The organism is Microbacterium sp. KU4F (assembly GCF_056868075.1).
This window is the reverse complement of sequence record NZ_CP200324.1, coordinates 423,491-444,376: the sequence shown is the minus strand read 5'-3', so window position 1 is coordinate 444,376 and position 20,886 is coordinate 423,491. Positions and strand designations below refer to the sequence as shown.

The 20,886-nt window shown below is 69.4% G+C and carries 20 protein-coding genes; 6 read left to right on the top strand and 14 right to left on the bottom strand.

What is annotated here, in order from left to right:
* Positions 1–46: 46 nt before the first annotated feature.
* Genes gmk through pyrR form a run of 8 tightly spaced genes read right to left on the bottom strand, consistent with a single transcriptional unit; the run spans position 47 to position 9,560 of the window.
* The gene (gene gmk, locus AC1VNH_RS02225; protein WP_243227865.1) at positions 47–961 is read right to left on the bottom strand and encodes a guanylate kinase; all 915 of its coding nucleotides are present in this window, start codon (positions 959–961) and stop codon (positions 47–49) included.
* Positions 954–1,814, bottom strand: a complete 861-nt coding sequence (pyrF, locus tag AC1VNH_RS02220; protein ID WP_483109687.1) for an orotidine-5'-phosphate decarboxylase — start codon at positions 1,812–1,814, stop codon at positions 954–956. Before pyrF ends, gmk begins: the two co-directional genes overlap by 8 nt.
* Entirely contained in the window at positions 1,811–5,098 is a 3,288-nt protein-coding gene (gene carB / locus AC1VNH_RS02215; protein WP_483109686.1) for a carbamoyl-phosphate synthase large subunit, read from the bottom strand. The genes pyrF and carB overlap by 4 nt, the downstream gene beginning before the upstream one ends.
* Positions 5,098–6,252: a glutamine-hydrolyzing carbamoyl-phosphate synthase small subunit gene (gene carA, locus AC1VNH_RS02210; protein WP_483109685.1), complete on the bottom strand. Its 1,155-nt coding sequence runs from the start codon at positions 6,250–6,252 to the stop codon at positions 5,098–5,100. The genes carB and carA overlap by 1 nt, the downstream gene beginning before the upstream one ends.
* Positions 6,249–6,761 (bottom strand): PH-like domain-containing protein, encoded by a 513-nt coding sequence (locus tag AC1VNH_RS02205; RefSeq protein WP_483109684.1) that lies wholly within the window; start codon positions 6,759–6,761, stop codon positions 6,249–6,251. Before AC1VNH_RS02205 ends, carA begins: the two co-directional genes overlap by 4 nt.
* Entirely contained in the window at positions 6,758–8,068 is a 1,311-nt protein-coding gene (locus AC1VNH_RS02200) for a dihydroorotase (RefSeq protein WP_483109683.1), read from the bottom strand. The genes AC1VNH_RS02205 and AC1VNH_RS02200 overlap by 4 nt, the downstream gene beginning before the upstream one ends.
* Positions 8,065–9,033 carry an aspartate carbamoyltransferase catalytic subunit gene (locus tag AC1VNH_RS02195; RefSeq protein ID WP_483109682.1) on the bottom strand — a complete coding sequence of 323 codons (969 nt, stop codon included), beginning with the start codon at positions 9,031–9,033 and terminating at the stop codon, positions 8,065–8,067. The genes AC1VNH_RS02200 and AC1VNH_RS02195 overlap by 4 nt, the downstream gene beginning before the upstream one ends.
* Positions 9,030–9,560 carry a bifunctional pyr operon transcriptional regulator/uracil phosphoribosyltransferase PyrR gene (gene pyrR / locus AC1VNH_RS02190; RefSeq protein ID WP_483109681.1) on the bottom strand — a complete coding sequence of 177 codons (531 nt, stop codon included), beginning with the start codon at positions 9,558–9,560 and terminating at the stop codon, positions 9,030–9,032. The genes AC1VNH_RS02195 and pyrR overlap by 4 nt, the downstream gene beginning before the upstream one ends.
* A 124-nt stretch (positions 9,561–9,684) precedes the next feature.
* On the opposite strand from pyrR, the gene mvk reads away from it, so the two are divergent.
* From mvk to AC1VNH_RS02160, 6 genes are read left to right on the top strand one after another with little or no spacing between them, the layout of a single operon-like run.
* Positions 9,685–10,677 carry a mevalonate kinase gene (gene mvk, locus AC1VNH_RS02185; protein ID WP_483109680.1) on the top strand — a complete coding sequence of 331 codons (993 nt, stop codon included), beginning with the start codon at positions 9,685–9,687 and terminating at the stop codon, positions 10,675–10,677.
* Complete coding sequence (gene mvaD, locus AC1VNH_RS02180) at positions 10,674–11,642, top strand: diphosphomevalonate decarboxylase (RefSeq protein WP_483109679.1); 969 nt, start codon at positions 10,674–10,676, stop codon at positions 11,640–11,642. The genes mvk and mvaD overlap by 4 nt, the downstream gene beginning before the upstream one ends.
* The gene (locus AC1VNH_RS02175; protein WP_483109678.1) at positions 11,639–12,730 is read left to right on the top strand and encodes a phosphomevalonate kinase; all 1,092 of its coding nucleotides are present in this window, start codon (positions 11,639–11,641) and stop codon (positions 12,728–12,730) included. The genes mvaD and AC1VNH_RS02175 overlap by 4 nt, the downstream gene beginning before the upstream one ends.
* On the top strand, positions 12,727–13,815 hold the full coding sequence (gene fni, locus AC1VNH_RS02170) for a type 2 isopentenyl-diphosphate Delta-isomerase (protein WP_483109677.1): 1,089 nt from the start codon (positions 12,727–12,729) through the stop codon (positions 13,813–13,815). Before AC1VNH_RS02175 ends, fni begins: the two co-directional genes overlap by 4 nt.
* Entirely contained in the window at positions 13,805–14,851 is a 1,047-nt protein-coding gene (locus tag AC1VNH_RS02165; protein ID WP_483109676.1) for a hydroxymethylglutaryl-CoA reductase, read from the top strand. The genes fni and AC1VNH_RS02165 overlap by 11 nt, the downstream gene beginning before the upstream one ends.
* Positions 14,848–16,014 (top strand): hydroxymethylglutaryl-CoA synthase, encoded by a 1,167-nt coding sequence (locus tag AC1VNH_RS02160; protein WP_483109675.1) that lies wholly within the window; start codon positions 14,848–14,850, stop codon positions 16,012–16,014. The genes AC1VNH_RS02165 and AC1VNH_RS02160 overlap by 4 nt, the downstream gene beginning before the upstream one ends.
* Before the next feature lie 58 nt (positions 16,015–16,072).
* On the opposite strand, the gene AC1VNH_RS02155 is transcribed toward AC1VNH_RS02160, so the two are convergent.
* The 6 genes from AC1VNH_RS02155 to AC1VNH_RS02130 all read right to left on the bottom strand — a co-directional run bounded on the left by AC1VNH_RS02155 (position 16,073) and on the right by AC1VNH_RS02130 (position 20,865).
* Positions 16,073–17,632, bottom strand: coding sequence for a Rieske 2Fe-2S domain-containing protein (locus AC1VNH_RS02155; RefSeq protein ID WP_483109674.1), 1,560 nt, complete (start codon positions 17,630–17,632; stop codon positions 16,073–16,075).
* A gap of 100 nt (positions 17,633–17,732) precedes the next feature.
* Entirely contained in the window at positions 17,733–18,143 is a 411-nt protein-coding gene (gene nusB / locus AC1VNH_RS02150) for a transcription antitermination factor NusB (protein ID WP_243227880.1), read from the bottom strand.
* A 3-nt stretch (positions 18,144–18,146) separates the two neighbouring features.
* The gene (gene efp / locus AC1VNH_RS02145) at positions 18,147–18,707 is read right to left on the bottom strand and encodes an elongation factor P (RefSeq protein WP_344228046.1); all 561 of its coding nucleotides are present in this window, start codon (positions 18,705–18,707) and stop codon (positions 18,147–18,149) included.
* Positions 18,708–18,839: 132 nt separating this feature from the next.
* Entirely contained in the window at positions 18,840–19,694 is an 855-nt protein-coding gene (locus AC1VNH_RS02140; protein ID WP_483109673.1) for a 3-hydroxyacyl-CoA dehydrogenase, read from the bottom strand.
* 33 nt (positions 19,695–19,727) lie between these two features.
* The gene (locus AC1VNH_RS02135; protein WP_483109672.1) at positions 19,728–20,351 is read right to left on the bottom strand and encodes a TetR/AcrR family transcriptional regulator; all 624 of its coding nucleotides are present in this window, start codon (positions 20,349–20,351) and stop codon (positions 19,728–19,730) included.
* Positions 20,352–20,406: 55 nt separating this feature from the next.
* On the bottom strand, positions 20,407–20,865 hold the full coding sequence (locus AC1VNH_RS02130; RefSeq protein ID WP_483109671.1) for a type II 3-dehydroquinate dehydratase: 459 nt from the start codon (positions 20,863–20,865) through the stop codon (positions 20,407–20,409).
* Positions 20,866–20,886 lie beyond the last annotated feature (21 nt).

Here is a 20,886-nt window from a genome sequence, read left to right as displayed (position 1 = left end):
CTCCTGGTTCGGGGATGTCGGCGGAGAGTCGTTCGACGACGACGCATCACGACGGACGCGCGGAAGCCTTCGTCAATTCTACGACCTCGCGCGCCGCCTCGGCGACTTCTGCGTTCACGACCCGGTAGTCGAACTCGCCCTGGGCCGCCAATTCCACCCGCGCGGTGCGTAGGCGTCGTGCGCGCTCCTCGGCGTCCTCCGTGCCGCGTCCGACCAGACGTTGCACGAGCTCGTCCCAGCTGGGCGGGAGCAGGAACACGAGTGCCGCATCGGGGGCCGCTGCTCGCACCTGCCTCGCGCCTTGCAGATCGATCTCCAGCAGAACCGTGCGACCGTCTGCCAGCGCTCGCTCGATCGGGCCGCGCGGCGTGCCGTAACGGTACTTGTTGTGCACGGTCGCCCACTCCAGCAGTTCGCCGCGCGCGACGAGCTCATCGAAGGCGGCATCGTCCACGAAGAAGTAGTGCGTGCCGTCGACCTCACCGGGACGCGGCGGACGCGTCGTCGCAGAGACCGAGAGAAGGATCTCCGGATAGTGCTCCTGGATGTGGGCGGCGACGGTGCCCTTGCCGACGGCGGTGGGTCCGGCGAGGACCAGCAGACGGCTGCGGGCGGCTCGGGGCTGCGGCTCCGGGAGCCGCCCGTCGAGCCACTCCTGCAGCGCGGCGCGCTGGCGCACCCCGAGTCCGCCGAGGCGCTTGACGGGCGAAATGCCGAGCTCGGCGAGGATGCGGTCGCGCTTTCCCTCTCCGATGGCGGGGAGCGAGGTGAGGAACTCCGGAACGCGCAGGGTCCCGGCGGCGGATGCGGGATCGGCCAAGGCCCGTCGCAGCACCTCCTGACCGCTGATCACGCGCGTGGAGAGGTCGCGCTTGAGCGACGCACGGGCACGGCGGGCCTCGACGGCCCGGCGTGACGCGGCGGCGCGGTCCACCTCGGGGGGCGTTCGGCTGTCAACCATGGCGAACCTCCGAATAGAGCGCGCGTCTGGCGTCGATGCGGGCGGCGAGACCGGCGGGGCCTGCCGAGAGGATGCTTCTGCTCTCGCTCGCGACCACCTGCGACGCCACGTAGCCGAAGAGCGCGCTGAGGTCGGACGGCTGCGCGCCCTGCGCGCCGAAACCCGGTGCCAGGATCGGGGTTCCAGCCAGCACCGTGTCGGTGAGTCCGAACGCCGCACGCTGCAGCGTCGCTCCGACGACGACGCCCGCGGGGCCGAGGGCGCCCGCGCTCCCCACGTTGTAGGAGCCCACCTCGCGTGCGACGCGGGCCGCGAGCGGCTCGTCGTCGCCGGCGGACGCATCCACGGTGACAGCGGTCTGCACGGCGGCGGCCTCGCGGTTGCTCGTGGCAGCGAGGACGAACACGCCCTTGTCCGCCCGGATCGCGCGCGTGATCGTCTCGTGCAGGGACTCAGGTCCGAGATACGGGCTCAGGGTGAGAGCGTCGGCTTCCAAGGGCGCACCCGGCTCGAGCCATGCCGCCGCGTAGCCGTCCATCGTGGTGCCGATGTCGCCGCGCTTCGCGTCGGCGATCACCAGCAGACCCGCATCCCGCGCCGCCGCGAGAACGTCCTCGAGAGCGGCGTAGCCCGCCGATCCGAACCGCTCGTAGAAGGCGACCTGCGGCTTCACGACTCCGACCCGCCCGGCGGCCGCATCCACGACGCGCAGCCCGAACTCGCGCACGCCCGCGGCATCGTCGCCGAGACCCCAGGCACGCAGGAGCTGTGCGTGGGGGTCGATCCCCACGCACAGCTGCCCGAACTCGTCGAGCGCGGCCTGCAGCCGCGTTCCGAAGCCGGATGCGCTCACGCGCGCGCCGCCCGCTCCACCGCGTACTCCTGCAGGCTCTTCACGTCGAAGCCCTCTCGCAGCACCGGAAGCGCGCTCACGGCAGCACCGAGGACGGCCATCGTCGTGAACAACGCCTTATCCGCGGCCACCGCGGCCGCGCGGATCTCATAGCCGTCCGCACGGGCCAGGCCACCGCTGGGCGTGTTGACGATCATGTCGATCTCACCCGCGTTGATGAGGTCGACGATGTTCGTCTCCCCCGTCTCCTGCGTCGCCGAGTACTTGTTGACCGTGCGCACGGCGATGCCGTTGCGCGCGAGGATCTCCGCCGTGCCCTCCGTCGCCACGAGCTCGTAGCCGAGCTCCTGGAGGCGGTGCGCAGGAAGGATGACCGCGCGCTTGTCCGCGTCGGCGACCGAGATGAACACCGTGCCCGACAGGGGCATCCCGCCGTAGGCAGCCTGCTGACTCTTCGCGAACGCCGTCGGGAAGTCGCGGTCGAAGCCCATGACCTCACCGGTGGAGCGCATCTCGGGGCCGAGCACGGAGTCGACGGTCTGACCGTCCTTGGTGCGGAACCGCTTGAAGGGCAGCACCGCCTCCTTCACCGCGACCGGCGCGTCGAGCGGGACACGGGAGCCGTCCTGTTCGGGCAGCATGCCTTCGGCCTTCAGCTCGGCAATCGAGCTGAAGGCCATGATGCGGCTCGCGGCCTTCGCCAGAGGGATACCGAGCGCCTTGGACACGAAGGGAACCGTGCGGCTCGCCCGCGGGTTCGCCTCGATCACGTAGAGCACGCCGGCGCTGATCGCGAACTGCACATTGAGCAGCCCCCGCACACCCACGCCCCGGGCGATGGCGAGCGTCGCCTCGCGGACCCGATCCACGTCGGTGCGGCCCAGCGACACCGGCGGGAGGGTGCAGGACGAGTCGCCGGAGTGGATGCCGGCCTCCTCGAGGTGCTCCATCACGCCGCCGATGTAGAGCTCCTCACCGTCGAACAGGGCGTCGACGTCGAGCTCGATCGCGTCGTCGAGGAACCGGTCTACGAGAAGCGGGAGCCCTGGACCGATGATGGCCGCGTCGGCGATGCGGACGAAGTAGTCGCGCAGCGCCTCTGTCGAGTAGACGATCTCCATGCCGCGGCCGCCGAGCACGAAGCTCGGACGCACGAGCACCGGGTATCCGATCTCCTCGGCTACGCTCACCGCGCCGTCGACGTCGATCGCCGTGCCGCTCCGGGGAGCGACCAGGCCCGCGTCGTCCAGCAGGCGCGAGAACAGTTCGCGCTCTTCGGCCAGATCGATCGCGGCGGGGCTCGTGCCCAGGATGCGGTAGCCCGCCGCCTCGATACCCTTCGCCAGGCCCAGGGGCGTCTGTCCGCCGAGCTGGCAGATGACCCCGAGGATCTCGCCCGAGGCGCTCTCGGCGTGCAGCACCTCCAGCACGTCTTCGAGCGTGAGAGGTTCGAAGTACAGGCGGTCGCTGGTGTCGTAGTCGGTCGAGACCGTCTCGGGGTTGCAGTTGATCATGACCGTCTCGTAGCCCGCGTCCGAGAGCGCGAAGCTCGCGTGCACGCACGAGTAGTCGAACTCGACGCCCTGACCGATGCGGTTGGGGCCGGAGCCGATGATGACGACCTTGGTGCGCTCCGAGGGCGACACCTCCGTCTCGGCGTCATAGCTCGAGTAGTGGTACGGCGTGAGCGCGGGGAACTCCCCCGCGCACGTGTCGACGGTCTTGTAGACGGGCCGGAGGCCCAGTGCGTGGCGGATGCCGCGCACCTCGGCTTCGCCGATCCCGCGGAGCTCAGCGATCTGCACATCGCTGAAGCCGTGCTCCTTCGCGACCCGCAGGACCTCGGCGTCGAGCTCGCCGGCTGCGCGCACGAACTCTGCCACCTCGTTGATGAGGGCGATCTGGTCGAGGAACCAGGGGTCGATCGCCGTCGCCTCGAAGGCCTGCTCGATCGTGGCGCCCTTGCGCATGGCCTGCTGCAGGACGACGATGCGGCCGTCGGTCGGGGTCTTGGCGATCTCCAGCAGCTCGTCGACCGAGCGCTGCTCCTCGCCCCAGTGGAAGCTGGAGCCGCGCTTCTCGAGCGAGCGCAGCGCTTTCTGGAGAGCCGTCGCGTAGTTACGGCCGATCGCCATCGCCTCGCCGACCGACTTCATGGTGGTCGTGAGGGTCGTGTCGGCGGCCGGGAACTTCTCGAAGTTGAAGCGGGGCACCTTGACGACGACGTAGTCCAGCGTCGGCTCGAAGCTCGCCGGCGTCACCTTCGTGATGTCGTTGGGGATCTCGTCGAGGCGATAGCCGATGGCGAGCTTGGCCGCAATCTTGGCGATCGGGAAGCCCGTGGCCTTGGAAGCCAGCGCCGAGGAGCGCGACACGCGCGGGTTCATCTCGATCACGATGATGCGCCCGGTCACGGGATCGACGGCGAACTGGATGTTGCAGCCGCCGGTGTCGACGCCCACACGACGGATGATCTCGATCCCGATGTCGCGCAGCTTCTGGTACTCGCGGTCGGTGAGCGTGAGAGCCGGGGCGACCGTGATCGAGTCGCCCGTGTGCACGCCGACGGGGTCGACGTTCTCGATCGAGCAGACGACCACCGTGTTGTCGGCGGTGTCGCGCATGAGCTCGAGCTCGTATTCCTTCCACCCGAGGATGGACTCCTCTAGGAGCACCTCGTTCGTGGGCGAGTCGTGCAGCCCCGCGCCGCCGATGCGGCGGAGGTCGGCCTCGTCGTACGCGAAGCCGGAGCCGAGTCCGCCCATCGTGAACGAGGGACGCACCACGAGCGGGTATCCCAGCTTCTCGGCCCCGGCGAGCAGTTCGTCCATGGAGTGACAGATGACGGAGGCGGCCACATCCGCGCCGGCCTCGATCACCAGCTCCTTGAAGATCTGGCGGTCTTCACCCTTGTTGATGGCCTCGAAGTTGGCGCCGATGAGCTCGATGCCGTACTTCTCCAGCACACCGTTCTTGTGCAGGTCGATCGCCGCGTTGAGCGCGGTCTGGCCACCGAGCGTCGGCAGGATCGCGTCGGGGCGCTCCTTGGCGATGATGGTCTCGATGACTCGCCAGTTGATGGGCTCGATGTAGGTCGCATCGGCGAAATCGGGGTCGGTCATGATCGTGGCCGGGTTGGAGTTGACCAGGATCACCCGAACACCCTCGGCGCGCAGCACACGGCACGCCTGGGTGCCCGAGTAGTCGAACTCGCACGCCTGACCGATGACGATCGGGCCGGAGCCGATGACGAGGACGGAGCGGATGTCGTCGCGCTTGGGCATTACTTGGTGTCCTTCTTGCTCTGCTCGGCGATGACCATGTCCCGGAACCGGTCGAAGAGGTAGTTCGCATCGTGCGGGCCCGCAGCGGCCTCCGGGTGGTACTGCACGCTGAACGCGGGGATGTCGAGGGCGCGCAGGCCCTCGACGACCTGATCGTTCAGACCGACGTGGCTGACCTCGACGCGGCCGTAGCCGTTGGGGCTCTCGCTCACGCCGTCCAGGGGCGCGTCGACCGCGAACCCGTGGTTGTGAGCGGTGATCTCGACGCGGCCCGTCGTGCGGTCCATGACGGGCTGGTTGATGCCGCGGTGGCCGAACGGCAGCTTGTAGGTGCCGTAGCCCAGCGCTCGTCCCAGCAGCTGATTGCCGAAGCAGATGCCGAAGAACGGCAGGCGGTCATCGAGCACCGCGCGCAGCAGCTCCACGTGGTCGGCGGATGCGGCCGGGTCGCCCGGGCCGTTGGAGTAGAACACCGCGACGGGCTCGATCGCACGGATCTCGTCGATCGTGGCGGTCTGCGGCAGCACGTGCACGTCGAATCCGCGGGCGGCGAGGTTGTCGATCGTCGCCTGCTTCACACCCAGGTCGAGCACGGCGAGGTTGCCGACCCGTTCCGCGGTCGCAGGCGTGACCTCGGTCTCGGAGACCGACACCGAGGCGGAGAGGTTCTGCCCCGCCATCGCCGGTGCCTCGCGCACGATGCGCAGCTGCTCCTCGGGGTCCATCGATGCGGCGTCGCCCGAGAAGATCCCGCCGCGCATGCTGCCGGCGGAGCGGATGTGGCGCGTGACGGCCCGGGTGTCGATCCCGCTGATGCCGACGATCCCGTCGTTGGTCAGTGCCTCGTCGAGCGATTCGTCGGCACGCCAGTTGGACACGATCCGCGAGGGGTCGCGCACGATGTATCCGGCGACCCAGATGCGACGCGACTCGGGGTCCTCGTCGTTGACACCCGTGTTGCCGATGTGGGGCGCGGTCTGCAGGACGATCTGTCCCGCGTAGGAGGGGTCGGTGAGGGTCTCCTGATAGCCGGTCATCCCGGTGGCGAAGACGACCTCGCCGAGGGTCGTGCCGGTGGCGCCGTAAGCGCGCCCGGTGTGGCGTGTGCCGTCTTCGAGGACGAGGACGGCCGGTCCGGTGCGGAAGAGAGTCATACGTCGTTTCCCGTCGAGGTGGGGTGGGGCAGGATCGCGTCGAGGGCGGCGGCGACCGCGCGCGCCGAGGCGTCCTGCGGGCGGAAGTAGGAGTCGACGAGCGTGTCGTCGTCGATGCGCCAGGTGAGGCGGGCGAGCCCGTCGCGTTCGACCACGCGGTCGATCGTGACGGTGGCCTGCTGAGCCGACTCCAGGCGCGTTCTGTCGATGAACACCGGCTCGCCGCCGTAGGCGAGCAGCGCCACGCCGGCGTCGGTGATCAGGAGGTCGGCCTTGGCGCGGAATCCGAGTCCTCGAACGGCGAGACGTTCCAGGGCGGTGTCATGCGCGGTCGTCGCGACGTACAGGCCGGCGAAGCGTGCGAGCACCTCTGCCTGGGCGGGCGGCGATCCGAGCGGCGCGGCAAGGCCGCTGTCTCGTCGCACTCGACGTCGCCAGCCCCAGAAGGTGAGTCCGATCAGCAGCAGTGCGACGGCGAGCATGACCAGGAGCGCGCCTTCCCGGCTCATGCGTGCACCTCCGCCGCATCCGCCACGACGCCGTCGCGCACCGTCGCCACGCCGGCGCGGAACGTCCAACGCGTCGAACCCGGCAGCTCGCGCCCGAGGTAGGGCGAGTTGGTGCTGCGTCCGCGCAGGTCGTCGAGGCCGAACCTCGCGCGTACCGTGTCGTCGTACAACGCCAGGTGAGCGGGCTCGCCGACGGCGAGGGGGCGACCGTGACCCGCCAGACGGCCGATGGCCGCGGGGGTGCTGCTCATGACCCGTGCGACATCCGTCCAGTCGAGCAGTCCGGTCTCGACCATCGCGTGGTGCACGACGCGCAGGGCGCTTTCGAGTCCGACCATGCCGTTGGCTGCTGCCTGCCACTCGCAGGCTTTCGCCTCGGCGGGATGCGGCGCGTGATCCGTCGCGACGATGTCGATCGTGCCGTCGGCGAGGCCCTCCCGGACCGCCTCAACGTCTTCGTCCCGCCGCAACGGCGGGTTCACCTTGAACCGGGCGTCGTAGCCGCGCACGAGCTCCTCCGTCAGCAGGAGATGGTGCGGAGTGACCTCGGCGGTGACCGCGATCCCCCGCTTCTTCGCCCAGCGGATGATGTCGACGCTGCCGGCCGTGGAGAGGTGGCACACGTGCAGGCGGGAACCGACGTGCTCGGCGAGCAGGACATCGCGCGCGATGATCGACTCCTCCGCGACCGCGGGCCACCCGGTGAGGCCCAGCTCCGCGGAGACGGCGCCCTCGTTCATCTGGGCGCCCTCGGTCAGCCGCGGATCCTGCGCGTGCTGCGCGATCACCCCGTCGAAAGCCTTCACGTACTCGAGGGCGCGACGCATGATGAGCGGATCGAAGACGCAGAAGCCGTCGTCGCTGAACACGCGCACACGCGCACGGGAGTGAGCCATCGCGCCCAGCTCCGCCAGGCGTTCGCCCTTCTGTCCGACCGTGACCGCGCCGATGGGCTGCACGTCGACGAAGCCCGCGGCCTCGCCGAGCGCGAGCTCCTGTTCGACGACTCCGGCCGTGTCGGCGACGGGCGACGTGTTCGGCATGGCGAACAGCGCGGTGTACCCGCCCGCGGCGCCGGCCCGGGAGCCGGTGAGGATGGTCTCTGACGCCTCGTAGCCGGGCTCGCGCAGGTGCGTGTGCAGATCGACCAGACCGGGAAGGGCGACGAGGCCGTCGGCGTCGATGACCTGGGCCCCGGCGCGGCTGAGGCCGCTTCCCATCTCCTGGATGAGGCCGTCCGCGACGACGAGATCGACCGCAGCGGCGCCGACCGGTCGCACACCGCGGATCACGTACGTTCCGCTCATGACGCACCTTCTTTCTCGGAGGCGGGGCGTTCGCCCGCAAGCAGCAGGTACAGCACGGCCATCCGCACGGATACCCCGTTGGTGACCTGCTCGAGCACCGTGGAGCGCGGCGAATCCGCCGCCGCAGCGGAGATCTCCAGACCGCGGTTCATCGGCCCAGGGTGCATCACAATGCTATCGGCCGGCAGCGCATCGAGACGTTCGCTGTCCAGGCCCCACGCTCGCGCGTACTCGCGCTCCGTCGGGAAGTAAGCCGCGTTCATCCGCTCGAGCTGGATGCGCAGCATCATGAGCGCATCCGGACCTCCGGCGATCGCACGGTCGAGGTCGTACTCGACCGTGGCGGGCCACGCCGAGACGTCCTGCGGGATCAGGGTCGGCGGCCCGACGAGCGTGATCCGCGCGCCCAGTGTGTGCAGCAGCCACACGTTGGAGCGCGCGACGCGGGAGTGGAGGATGTCGCCGACGATCGTGACCGACACACCCGAGAGGTCGCGCCCCCGGCTGTCCGGGCCGAACAGGCGCTTGCGGAGCGTGAACGCATCCAGCAGCGCCTGTGTCGGATGCTCGTGCGTGCCGTCGCCGGCGTTGACCACGCCCGCGGTGATCCAGCCGCTGGTGGCGAGCGTGCGCGGCGCGCCGGAGGCGCCGTGCCGGATGACGACCGCATCCGCTCCCATGGCTTGCAACGTCTGGGCGGTGTCCTGGAGAGACTCCCCCTTCGACACGCTCGAGCCCTTGGCGGAGAAGTTGATGACATCGGCGGACAGGCGCTTCGCCGCTGCCTCGAACGAGATCCGCGTGCGGGTGGAGTCCTCGAAGAAGAGGTTCACGACCGTCTTTCCCCGCAGCGTCGGCAGCTTCTTGATCTCGCGCTGCTGCGTGTCGGCCATGTCTTCGGCGACGTCGAGGATGCGCAGTGCCTGCTCGCGGCCGAGCGTGCGGGTGTCCAGGAGGTTCCTCATGACTCGATCGTCACCTCCTCGACGCCGTCGGTCTCGGCCAGACGGACGTTGACGCGCTCGTCGCGCGCGCTCGGGAGGTTCTTGCCGACGAAGTCGGGGCGGATCGGAAGTTCGCGATGCCCCCGGTCGATCAGAGCCGCCAACCGTACGGCGGCGGGGCGTCCGATGTCCTGGAGCGCGTCGAGGGCGGCGCGGATGCTCCGCCCCGAGAAGAGCACGTCGTCGACGAGGACCACGGTGCGTGCGTCGATGCCTTCCGCGGGGATGTCGGTGCGATGCGGAGCCCGGGTGGGGTTGATCGCGAGATCGTCGCGGTACATCGTGACGTCGAGAGCCCCCACGGGTACCGGTGCGCCGCCGAAGTCGGAGACCAGGGCGCCGATGCGGCGTGCCAGCGGCACTCCTCTGGTGGGGATGCCGAGGATCACCAATCCCTCCGGACCGCGGTTGGACTCCAGGATCTCGTGGGAGATCCGAGTCAGGGCTCTGGCGATGTCGGCCTCATGCAGCACGGTGCGCGTGCTCATCCGCCGCTCCCTTCTCCGCCTCACAGGACGGTGTTAAAGGTTGCTGTGGTTTGCAGAAAGACTATCCCAGAGAGTCCCCTCCGCGCTCGGTGGCGCGGACGCTGTTAGGCTCGCGTGCGTTCCTATGACCAGTTCTTCTGCCCGTCCCGCGCGCCCATCCGACGCGCCGGCGACGCCGACCCCCACTGCCGCCGCGAGCGGACGGGCATCCGGCAAGGCGATCCTCCTCGGCGAGCACGCCGTCGTCTACGAGCGGCCGGCCCTGGCCATCCCGCTCTCCGCGCTCCAGGTCCGCGCGGACGTCCGCCGGTCCAGTGGTCCGAGTCTCCTGCACAGCGCGCTCTACGACGGTCCGCTCGCCGCGGCGCCCCCACGCCTGGGGCCGACGGCGATGGCGGCCGCTGCGGCGCTCGAGGTGGTCGGCGCCACCGGCGACTCGATCGACCTGCGCATCGAGAGCAACCTGCCTGCGGAGCGCGGCGTCGGGTCCTCCGCCGCCGTGGCCGCGGCCGTCGTTCGGGCCGTGACCGCGGCCTACGGGATCGTCTTGGATGCCGCTGAGGAGCACGAGATGATCCAGCGGGCCGAGCGCGTCGCGCATGTGGCACCGAGTGGACTCGACGCGCACGCCGTGCGCGCCGGCGCACCGATCTGGTTCGAGGGCGGTGCCGTATCGCCCGTCGTCGTGGCCGCCCCTCTGACGTTCGTGATCGCCGATACCGGAGTCGCCGGCCGCACACGGGAAGCGGTCGCTGGCGTGCGTGCACGTCGCGATGAAGACCCGGCGGGCACGACCGCTCTTCTCGACGAACTGGGCGAACTCACCCGCGATGCCCGCGCACACCTCGCCGCGGGCGACGCGCGAAGCCTCGGCGCCGTCATGGACCGCGGCCACGTGGCGCTCGACCTCCTGGGCGTGGGCGATCCGGCGCTCGACGAGCTCGCGACGACGGCGCGCGCGCACGGCGCCTGGGGCGCCAAACTGACCGGCGGAGGGCGCGGCGGCTGCATCCTCGTGCTCGCCCGAGACGACGAGAGCGCTGCCGAGGTCGCCGGCGCCCTGCGTGCCGCGGGAGCGGCCGCGACCTGGACCACCACGGTGGAGGCGACGACATGACCGAGGCTCGCGCGATCGCGCATCCGAACATCGCCCTGGTGAAGTACTGGGGCAAGCAGGACACCGCGCTCAACCTGCCGGCGACGGGCAGCCTGTCGATGACCCTCGGGGTGTTCCCCACGACCACCACGGTCGTCGTGGACGACTCTCTCGAAGCCGACGTCTTCGTGTTGAACGGCCGAGAGCAGTCCGGCGTCCCCGCCGAGCGCACCGCGCGGTTCCTCGATCTCGTGCGCGGCCTCGCCGGCACCGGGATGCGGGCCCGCGTGGAGTCGCATAACACCGTGCCCTCCGCCGCGGGTCTCGCCTCCTCCGCCGCCGGCTTCGCCGCGCTCGCAGGTGCGGCCGCATCCGCCTACGGACTGCAGCTGAGCGCACGGGAGCTGAGCAGGCTCGCCCGCCGCGGCTCGGGCTCCGCCGCCCGCTCGATCTTCGGCGGCTTCGCCCTCTGGCACGCCGGCGACGATGAGCAGTCGTACGCCGAACCGCTGCCGGCACCAGCGGAGCTCGCCATGGTCGTCGCGATCGTGGACAGCGCAGAGAAGCAGATCTCGAGCCGGGAGGCGATGCGTCGCACCGCCGCCACGTCTCCCTTCTACCCCGCATGGATCACCTCGACCGCTCTGACGCTCGAGGAGGCACGGCGTGCCTGTGTCGAGGGCGACGTCGCCCGGCTCGGACGTCTCACCGAGAACAACGCGCTGCGGATGCACGCCGTGATCCAGGCTGCGGCGCCCTCCATCCGTTACCTCTCTCCGACGAGCATCGCGTTGTTCGATCGCGTGGCGGCGCTGCGCGACGCGGGTCTGGAGGCGTATGCGACGGCGGACGCGGGCCCGAACGTCGTCGCGCTCTGCCGCGCCGCCGACGCGGAAGCCGTCGCGGGTGAGCTCGGCGCCCTCGCCGAGACGGTCGTGGCGCTGCCCGGGCCGGGGCTGGTGGTCGGCGGGCGGTCCGTCGAATGACCGCCCCGATCGTCGTCCGCTCGCCGGGCAAGCTCTTCATCGCGGGCGAGTACGCGGTCGTGACACCCGGAGAGCCGGCGGTGCTCGTCGCCGTCGATCGTTACCTGACGGCCCGCCTCACCCCCAGTGCCCACTCGGGCAGCATCCACTCGCCCGAGTTCGGCCGTACTCCCCTGGTCTGGGGCCGTACGGGCGACGGTCTCACGATAGACACCGAGCATCATCCCTATGAGTACGTGCTCGCAGCGATCACCCTCGCCGAACGTCTGCGCTCCGAGCGCGGGCTGACCGCGCACTATTACGACCTCCGCATCGACAGCGGACTGGACGACGCGTCCGGCCGCAAGTTCGGCCTCGGATCCTCCGCAGCCGTCACGATCGCGACGATCCGCGCCATCGATGAGTTCTACGGATTCGGACTCTCCCGTCGCGACGCGTACCGTCTCGCGCTGCTGGCCACCGTCCAGGTCGCACCGCAGGCATCCGGCGGCGACCTGGCCGCGAGTGCGTTCGGCGGTTGGATCTCCTATCGCTCCCCCGACCGGCGAGTGCTGCGACAGTCCCTCGACGAGGGCGCATCGGTCGCCGAGCTGCTGGTATCTCCCGGGTGGGAGCCGATGGACATCGCCCGCCTCACGCCGCCCGCCTCCCTCCGCTTCCTCGTCGGGTGGACGGGGCGTCCCGCATCCACCGCGCGACTCGTCGACGCGGTGCGCGACGGATCCGGCGCCATGGACTACCCCGCGTTCCTGCTCGACTCACGCGCGTGCGTGACGGACCTGGCACGCGCCCTGGACGAGGGCGACGACACCGCCACGCTGGACGCCGTCCGTCGGGCGCGCCGCCTGCTGCGTCGGCTCGGGCGAAGCGCCGGCGTGGCCATCGAGACGGATGCGCTCGCGGCGCTCTGTGACACCGCCGAATCGGCCGGGGCCGCCGCGAAGTCCTCGGGCGCCGGTGGCGGGGACTGCGGCATCGTGCTGGCTCCGGAAGATGCCGACATCGCCGGCATGCTCCGCGATTGGGAGGAACGCGACATCCGGCACCTCACCCTGTCGGTGTCTCCCGCCGAAGGAGGTGCGCCGTGAGCGCCGCGGACCGCAAAGACGATCACGTCCGGCTCGCTGCCGCCCAGCATCCGCTCGTCGCCGGAAATGCCTTCGACGACGTCCGACTCCTCCATCACGCCCTGTCCGGCATCGACGCCGCCGACGTGACGCTGGCCACGGAGGTGGCTGGGCTGCAGTGGCCCGCGCCCTTCTACATCAACGCGATGACCGGTGGCAGTAGCCGCACGGGCGAGATCAACCGCGCTCTCGCCGCCGCTGCCGCCGCGGCGGGCGTGCCGATCGCGTCCGGCTCGATGAGCGTCGCACTCGACGACCCGGATGCCGCCCCCACATTCCGCGTCCTGCGCGAACAGAATCCGGACGGACTCCTGTTCGCCAACATCGGAATCGAACGATCCGCGGACGATGCCCGACGCGCCGTCGCCCTCATCGACGCCGATGCGCTGCAGATCCACGTGAACGCCGTGCAGGAGATCGTGATGCCCGAGGGCGGGCGTTCGTTCGGGCACTGGGTCGCCTCTCTGGAGCGCATCGTCGCCGCCGTGGACGTCCCCGTCATCGTCAAGGAGGTCGGCTTCGGCCTCAGCCGGCGCACGCTCTCCGTTCTCGGAGAGATCGGGGTCGCCGCGGCGGACGTCGCGGGGCGCGGCGGAACCGACTTCGTGCAGATCGAGAACGCGCGGCGGACGGACGCCGATTTCGGCTACCTGGCCGGATGGGGTCAGAGCGCCGTCGAGAGTTTGCTCGACGCTCCCACCGATGCCCCGCCGCTGCTTGCCTCGGGGGGCGTGCGCACTCCCCTGGACGTCATTCGGGGCCTCGCCCTCGGAGCAGGCGCCGTCGGTGTCTCCGGCACCTTCCTGCGGATGGTGCTCGACGGCGGAGTGGATGCTCTGTCCACGGCGCTCGACGCGTGGAAGAGGCAGTTGCGGTCCGTCATGACCGTTCTCGGGGCGCGCACGAGCACGGACCTGATCCGAACGGACCTGATCATCGGCGGCGCGACCGCCGAATTCGCGCGGGCACGCGCGATCGACATCACCTCGCTGGCGCATCGCTCCGATGCGCTCGGCGCACCTGGAAGGAGCCGGAATGACCGGTGAGTTCACGCCCGTACCCACACGCTGGGTGGGTCCGCTACGCCTGAGCGGCGATGTCGTGGGCGAGCAGGAGGTTCCCCTCGCCACCTACGAGAGCCCGCTCTGGCCCTCGGTCGGGCGCGGCGCGCGCGTGTCGCGCTTGGTCGACGACGGTATCCGGGTGACGGTCGTGGACGAGCGGATGACGCGCTCCTCCCTGTTCACCGCCGTCGACGCTGCGACCGCCGTCCGCGCCGGACGCGACATCCGGGGCCGCTTCGCTGAGCTCGCGGCGACGGTGGCCGCTCAGAGCCGGCATGCTCGACTGCTCGATGTCGACACCGAGGTCGTCGGCAACCTGCTCTTCGTACGCTTCGCTCTGTCGACCGGCGACGCCTCCGGGCACAACATGGTGACGCTGGCCGCCGAGTCGCTCATGACGCAGATCCTGCAGTGGCATCCCGAGCTGGAGTACGGATCGATCTCCGGCAACTACTGCTCCGACAAGAAGGCGACCGCCGTCAACGGCATCCTGGGCCGCGGTCGCAATGTCGTCGCCGACATCCTCATCCCCGCAGAGCTCGTGGAGTCGCAGCTGCGCTCGAGTGCAGCGCGGATCGTCGAGCTGAACACCCGCAAGAACCTCGTCGGCTCCACGATCGCGGGCGCTCTGCGCTCGGCGAACGCCCACTACGCGAACATGCTGCTCGCGATCTTCCTCGCGACCGGTCAGGACGCCGCGAACATCGTCGAAGGCTCGCAGGGGATCACGTGGGCCGAGGTCCGCGGCGACGGCGACCTGTACTTCTCGTGCACGCTGCCCACCCTCATCGTGGGCACGGTCGGTAACGGCAAGGACCTCCCCCAGGTCGAGGAGGCGCTCACCCGCCTCGGATGCCGCGAGGATCGTGAGCCGGGTGAGAACGCTCGGCGCCTCGCCGCTCTCGTGGCGGCCACGGTGCTCTGCGGCGAGCTCTCTCTGCTCGCCGCCCAGACCAATCCCGGAGAACTCATGACCTCCCACCTCCAGCTGGAGCGCAACGGAAAGGCCACGCGATGACCGCGCCCCTGATCGGAATCCACGACCTGGCGATCGCGACCGCCGGCCACGTACTGGAGCTCGACGACCTGGCGGCGGCGACAGGCGTCGACCCCGGTAAGTTCCACATCGGACTCGGCCAAGACCAGATGAGCGTCCCCGGTCCGGATGAGGACATCGTTACGATGGGTGCGACGGCCGCCCGGCGCATCATCGACCGGCACGGCGTCGACGGCATCCGCACGGTCTTCTTCGCCACCGAGTCCGGCGTCGACCAGTCCAAGTCCGCCGGTGTCTGGGTGCACGATCTGCTGGGGCTGCCCTCCACGAGCCGCGTCATCGAGCTCAAGCAGGCCTGCTACTCCGCCACCGCCGCATTGCAGGCGGCCGCGGGGCTGGTCGCCCGCGAGCCGGGATCCAAGGTGCTGGTCATCGCGAGCGACATCGCCCGCTACGAACTCGACTCGGCCGCCGAACCCACGCAGGGCGCCGGCGCGGTCGCCATGCTCGTCACCGCGGATCCCGCCCTGCTGAGCATCGAGCCGGCGACGGGACTGCACACCGCTCACGTCGACGACTTCTGGCGGCCGAACGACAGCGTGACCGCCGTCGTCGACGGCAAGCTGTCCATCGACGCATATCTCGACGGCTTCGTCGGCGCGTGGGACGACTATCGTGCCCACGGTGGGGTGGACGCCGCCGAGATCGACGTCTTCACCCACCACCAGCCCTTCACACGGATGGCGGCCAAGGCGCATCGCCGTCTCGCCGAACACCTGGGTACGGAGCTCGCAGAGGACCGTTACCTGCGCTCCACGCTCTACAACCGGCGCATCGGCAATTCGTACACGGCGTCGCTGTACTTCGGACTCGCCGCTCTTCTCGACGGCGACGACGACCTCACCGACAAGCGCGTGGGCATGTTCAGCTACGGCTCCGGCAGCGTCAGCGAGTTCTTCGCGGGCGTGATCCAGCCTGGTTACCGTGCGCACACGCGCGCGGATGAGACCGCGGAACTGCTCGCCGCACGCACGCGCGTGGATGTCCCTGCGTACCGCGCGCTGCATGCCGCGGCACACCTGGGAAGCCGTCAGGACGTGGTCGTGCCGGCCCAGTCTCCGTGGCCGTACCACTTCGCAGGCGTCCGGGGTCGCGCCCGCCAGTACACCGCCGACCAGGCCTGATCTCCCGCGCGTCGTCTCTCCCCGCTCGCGGAGCCGGGACAGGCGACGCGACGGCGGTTCAGACGCCGGAGGCGATCTCGGCGGTCTCGCGCGACGCGCGGATGGGGTGTCCCTGCGTCGTCAGGCAGCGTCCGCTCGCGAGGTCCCACTTCCAATCGTGCAGACTGCACGTCAGCACGCCGTCCTCGATCTTGCCGGTCTTCGTGAGGTCCGCGCGCAGGTGGGGGCAGCGGCGCTGCACGACCCAGTCGCCCAACTGGGCGTCCTCGGTCTGGTCAGACTGTTCGGCATACCAGTTCTCGACGTACTCGATGCGATCGCGTGAGAGGCACTTGAGGAACGTGGTGAGGAACTCGTTGAACTTGCCGCTGCGTCCGACCTCGAACTGCATCGACAGGAAGATCGAGTTGGACCAGTCGATCTCGTGGTCTGCGATGTTGGTGGAGACGAGGTCGGCCGGGATCGTGTACCAGTAGATGCACTCCTCCCCCGCATACTCGCGGACCTTCGCCTTCGGGAAGTCCACCACCATGTCCAGTTCGCCGATACGGAACCGGACGTTGCCCCCCACCCCGTTGCGGATCGTGCGTGCGCGGCGCAGCAGCGGCTCCCACCACCCCTTGATGGCGGTGAGCATCTCGGCCGGCGGTAGCACCTCGGCCCGGCTCGCCTCCTCGTCGCGGATCTCCTGCTGACGGCTGTCGCGCTGCTCGGCGAGGTAGGCCCACTTGTCGGCGAACATGCGCTCGATCTCGGCTTCGGTGTACAGGGTCTGCGTGACCTCGATCGCGCCGTGGTTCAGATCGACCTGCGTCCCGGGTACGAACAGATAGCCCTTCTGTTCGGGGCGATGCTCGGCCATGTGCGCGAGGAACTCGCTCTGATCGGTGAAGATCGAGTCGTTCTCGAGACCGAGACCGTTGTAGCGGAACAGCTCCTCGCGCAGGAACATCGGCGGACCGGCCATCGGGAACACATGCTCGGCATCGACCTTCTCGATGTAGTACATCGCGCGCTTGTTCTGCGCGTCGCGCTTGAGCTTCGCGAAGTTCTGCTTCGCATCCTGCGGCAGGTCGTAGACCATCGGCCACCAGATGGCTCCGGAGACCTGCGTGAAGTACGCATCCGGCTTCGAGAACGAGAGCAGCTTCTCGAGATCGAGCGGATGCGAGTCGTTCTGGTTCAGGACGGAGGCCGATCCATCATCCACGCTCAGGGACGAGTCTCCGATGGGGCCGTCACTGGGCGCCCGCAACGGCGTGACCATGACGGACAGCTCGCCGTACTCGAGCGGAACGCCGGCCTGCGTATAGACGATGTTCTCGTAGCCGAGGGCACGCAGATCCTGCTCGAGGTCGTCCGTCGGATAGTCGGGAAGCAGCACGGGGATGTCCGAGCGCACGTACCGCCGGAGCAGCCGAGGGTCGAAGTGATCGCGGTGCCGGTGCGAGATGTAGAGGAAGTCCGCCTGCCCGAAACGCTCCCAGTCGAGCCCGCGGTTGTCGGGGAACGGGAACCACGACCCGAAGAACGAGGGGCCGATGACGGGGTCGCAGAGGATGCTGCCGCCTGCCGTCTCGATGAACATGCCCGCGTGGCCGAGACCCGTGATGCGCATAGAAGAGTCCTTTCCGCTGTCGAGTCTAGGCAGCCGCGGCTGTGTGTCCCGTCCGCACCGCCGGGGCCCGCGCTCCCGGATCAGGCCCCCGGCTCGTGCGTCAGGCGGAGCGGGCGATGCGCGCGAGCACGCCGTGCACGAAGGCCCCGGCCTCGTCGGTCGAGTACTCCTTCGCCAGCTCCACGGCCTCGTCGATGGCGACGGCGACGGGAACCTCATCGTTGAAGACGGCTTCCCAGACGCCGATGCGCAGGACGGCGCGGTCGACGGCCGGCATCCGCTCGATCTTCCAATCGCGCGCGTGGGTGACGATCTGCTCGTCGATCTCGTCGCGGTGGTCGATGACACCATCGACGATGTCACGCGCGTACAGCCAAGAGCTCTGACGGTCGGGTTCGCCCGCCGCACGCGAGGCCTCTGCGGCGAGGATCGCCGCGGGGTCCTCGCCGCGGACGTCGGCCTGGAAAAGGATGTCGAGGGCGCGCTTACGCGCCTTGCTACGAGCGCTCACCCGTCAGCTGACGCGGCCGAGGTAGTCGCCCGTGCGCGTGTCGACCTTGACCTTGGTGCCCGTCTCGACGAAGAGCGGGACCTGGATCTCGTGACCGGTCTCCACCGTCGCCGGCTTCGTTCCGGCGGACGAGCGGTCACCCTGGAGACCCGGCTCGGTGTAGGTGATCTCGAGAACGACGGAGGCGGGCAGCTCGATGTAGAGCGGGTTGCCGTCGTGGAGCGCGATCTGCACCTGCTGATTCTCGAGCAGGTAGTTCGCCGCGTCGCCGACCGTCGCCGCACCCACCGTGATCTGGTCGTAGTCGGCGACGTCCATGAAGACGAAGCCCTCACCATCGTTGTAGAGGTAGGTGAAGTCGCGACGATCGACGTTCTGGATGTCGACCTTGGCGCCGGCGTTGAACGTCCTGTCGACGACCTTGCCGGTCATGACGCTCTTCAGCTTCGTGCGGACGAACGCGCCGCCCTTGCCGGGCTTGACGTGCTGGAACTCCACGACGTTCCACAGCTGTCCGTCGATGCTGAGGACGACGCCGTTCTTGATGTCTGCGGTAGATGCCATGAGGGTGGAGGTTCCGTTCGTCGTGAGATCTGCGGGCGCGTCGTGACTACTGATGGCCCAGCGTCCTATCTTACGGGATGGTCGCCGGTCCCGCCGGGCACCCGGTGGCGCAACGGCGGGCCGGCGTGCACGTCATGCGTAGCGGTAGAAGCCTTCGCCGGTCGCGACACCCAGCTTGCCCTGGTCGATGTAGTTCTCCTTCAGCCAGGCGGCCAGCGCCTGATCCCCCGTGCTCGAGTGCGTGAGGATGTTGTATGGCGTGTTCAAACCGATGACGTCCAGCATCTGCAGGGGCCCCATCGGGGCGCCGGTGGCGATGCGCCACGTCTTGTCGATGTCGGCGACCGATGCGTACCCGCCGGCTGCCAGTCCCATACCGGCGTTCAGCAGCGGGACGAGGAGCGAGTTGAGCACGTAGCCTGCCTTCTCCTTGCGGATGGCGATGGGCACCATACCGATGGCCTCGGCGAACCGCATCACCGCATCGAACACCTCGGGAGCCGTGTGCTCGGTTCCCATCACCTCGCCGGTGTTGAACTTCCATACCCGGTTCGCGAAGTGCAGCGCGAGGAACCGATCGGGGCGACCTGTGAAGTCGACGATGTCGGACGGCAGGAGGGTGGACGAGTTGGTCGCGAAGATCGTGTTCTCGCTCGCGAGCTCGGACAGGCGCGAGTACACCTCGCGCTTCAGATCGAGCACCTCCGGAACGGCCTCGATGACGAGGTCGGCCTTCGCCGCGTCGGCGAGACTGGTGGTCAGGCTCAGGCGCGCCAGCGCCTCGTCGACGCGCGTACCCTCGGCAGCTCCGGGCACCTCGGCGCGATAGGTGGCCGCGAGGCGCTCGAAGCGCTCGCGCGCAGAGGTCAGTGCCTCTTCGCTGATGTCGTAGGCGACGACGGGGAATCCGCTGTAGGCGCTCTGAAACGCGATCTGCGAACCCAGAACGCCTGTTCCGAGAACGGCGACAGTCGTGATGTCGGTCATGATCTCTTCTTTCTGACGGGGGTCTCCCGTCGCTCACTCCGCGGTCGGGTGGGCCGCGGTCTCACCGGCGCCGGCACGGTAGCCGGCGACGATCTGCGCGATCTGCGTGGGCAGGTCGGTGGTGTCGAAGCCCTCTTCGCCCCGAGGTCGGACGAGCACGACATGCGCGCAGGCGAAGATCGCGCGGGCCGCGCTGCGGGCTGCGGCGCTCGCCTGAGCGCCGGTGAGGATCCGGGCGATGCCGTCCTCCAGCTCGGCCACCACCGACAACCCGTCGGCGCGGTGCGGGTCGTCCGGATCGCCGAACATGAGTTCCCGCTGGTACACGGCTGCATCCGCCGCGCGCTGCGCCGCGGTGTCGAACAGCGGGCGCAGGGCGGCGCGGACCGCCTCGGCCGCATCCGGAACGGCTCGGGCCGCTTCCAATCCGCGACGGACCGCTTGGCGCACTTCCTCGTTGCGCACCATGAGGAGAAGCTCCGACTTCGTCGCCGCATAACGGAAGACCGTTCCCACCGCGACATCCGCGCGATCCGCGACCTGTTGCGTCGTGACCCTGGCGTAGCCGAACTCATCGAACAGCTCACGCGCGGCCGCGGAGATCCGCTCCCGTTTCAGCTGCTTCCCGCGCTCACGGCGCCCCTCATCGCTCGACACGAATGAGTCAACTCAAAAATGAGCAGACTCATTCCCGACGCGCCGGAACGAGTTCTCAGCCGTCGGCCTGGCCGGCGATCACCCGGATGAGGCGGTCCACCGCGGTGGCATAGCCCTGCACGCCCTCGCCGATCACGTGGACGATCGCGACGTCGCGGACGTAGGAGTGGTGTCGGAACTCCTCGCGAGCCATGACATCCGAGATGTGCACCTCCGCGACCGGTAGGGAGACGCCGCTGAGCGCATCGCGCAGGACCACCGAGGTGTGGGTGAGCCCGCCCGGGTTGATCACGATCCCCGCGCAGTCCCGGCGCGCGGCATGGATCTCATCGAGCAGCACGCCCTCGTGATTGCTCTGTACCGCTCGCAGTTCGAAGCCGTGCGCGGCCGCCGCCTCCGACGCGATGCGCTCGACGTCGGCCAGCGTCGCCGTGCCGTAGATCCCGGGTTCACGCGCACCGAGCAGGTTCAGGTTCGGGCCGTTGACGAGCAGCAGACGACGTGCGGTGGTCACGTTCGCACGCTACCAGCAGCA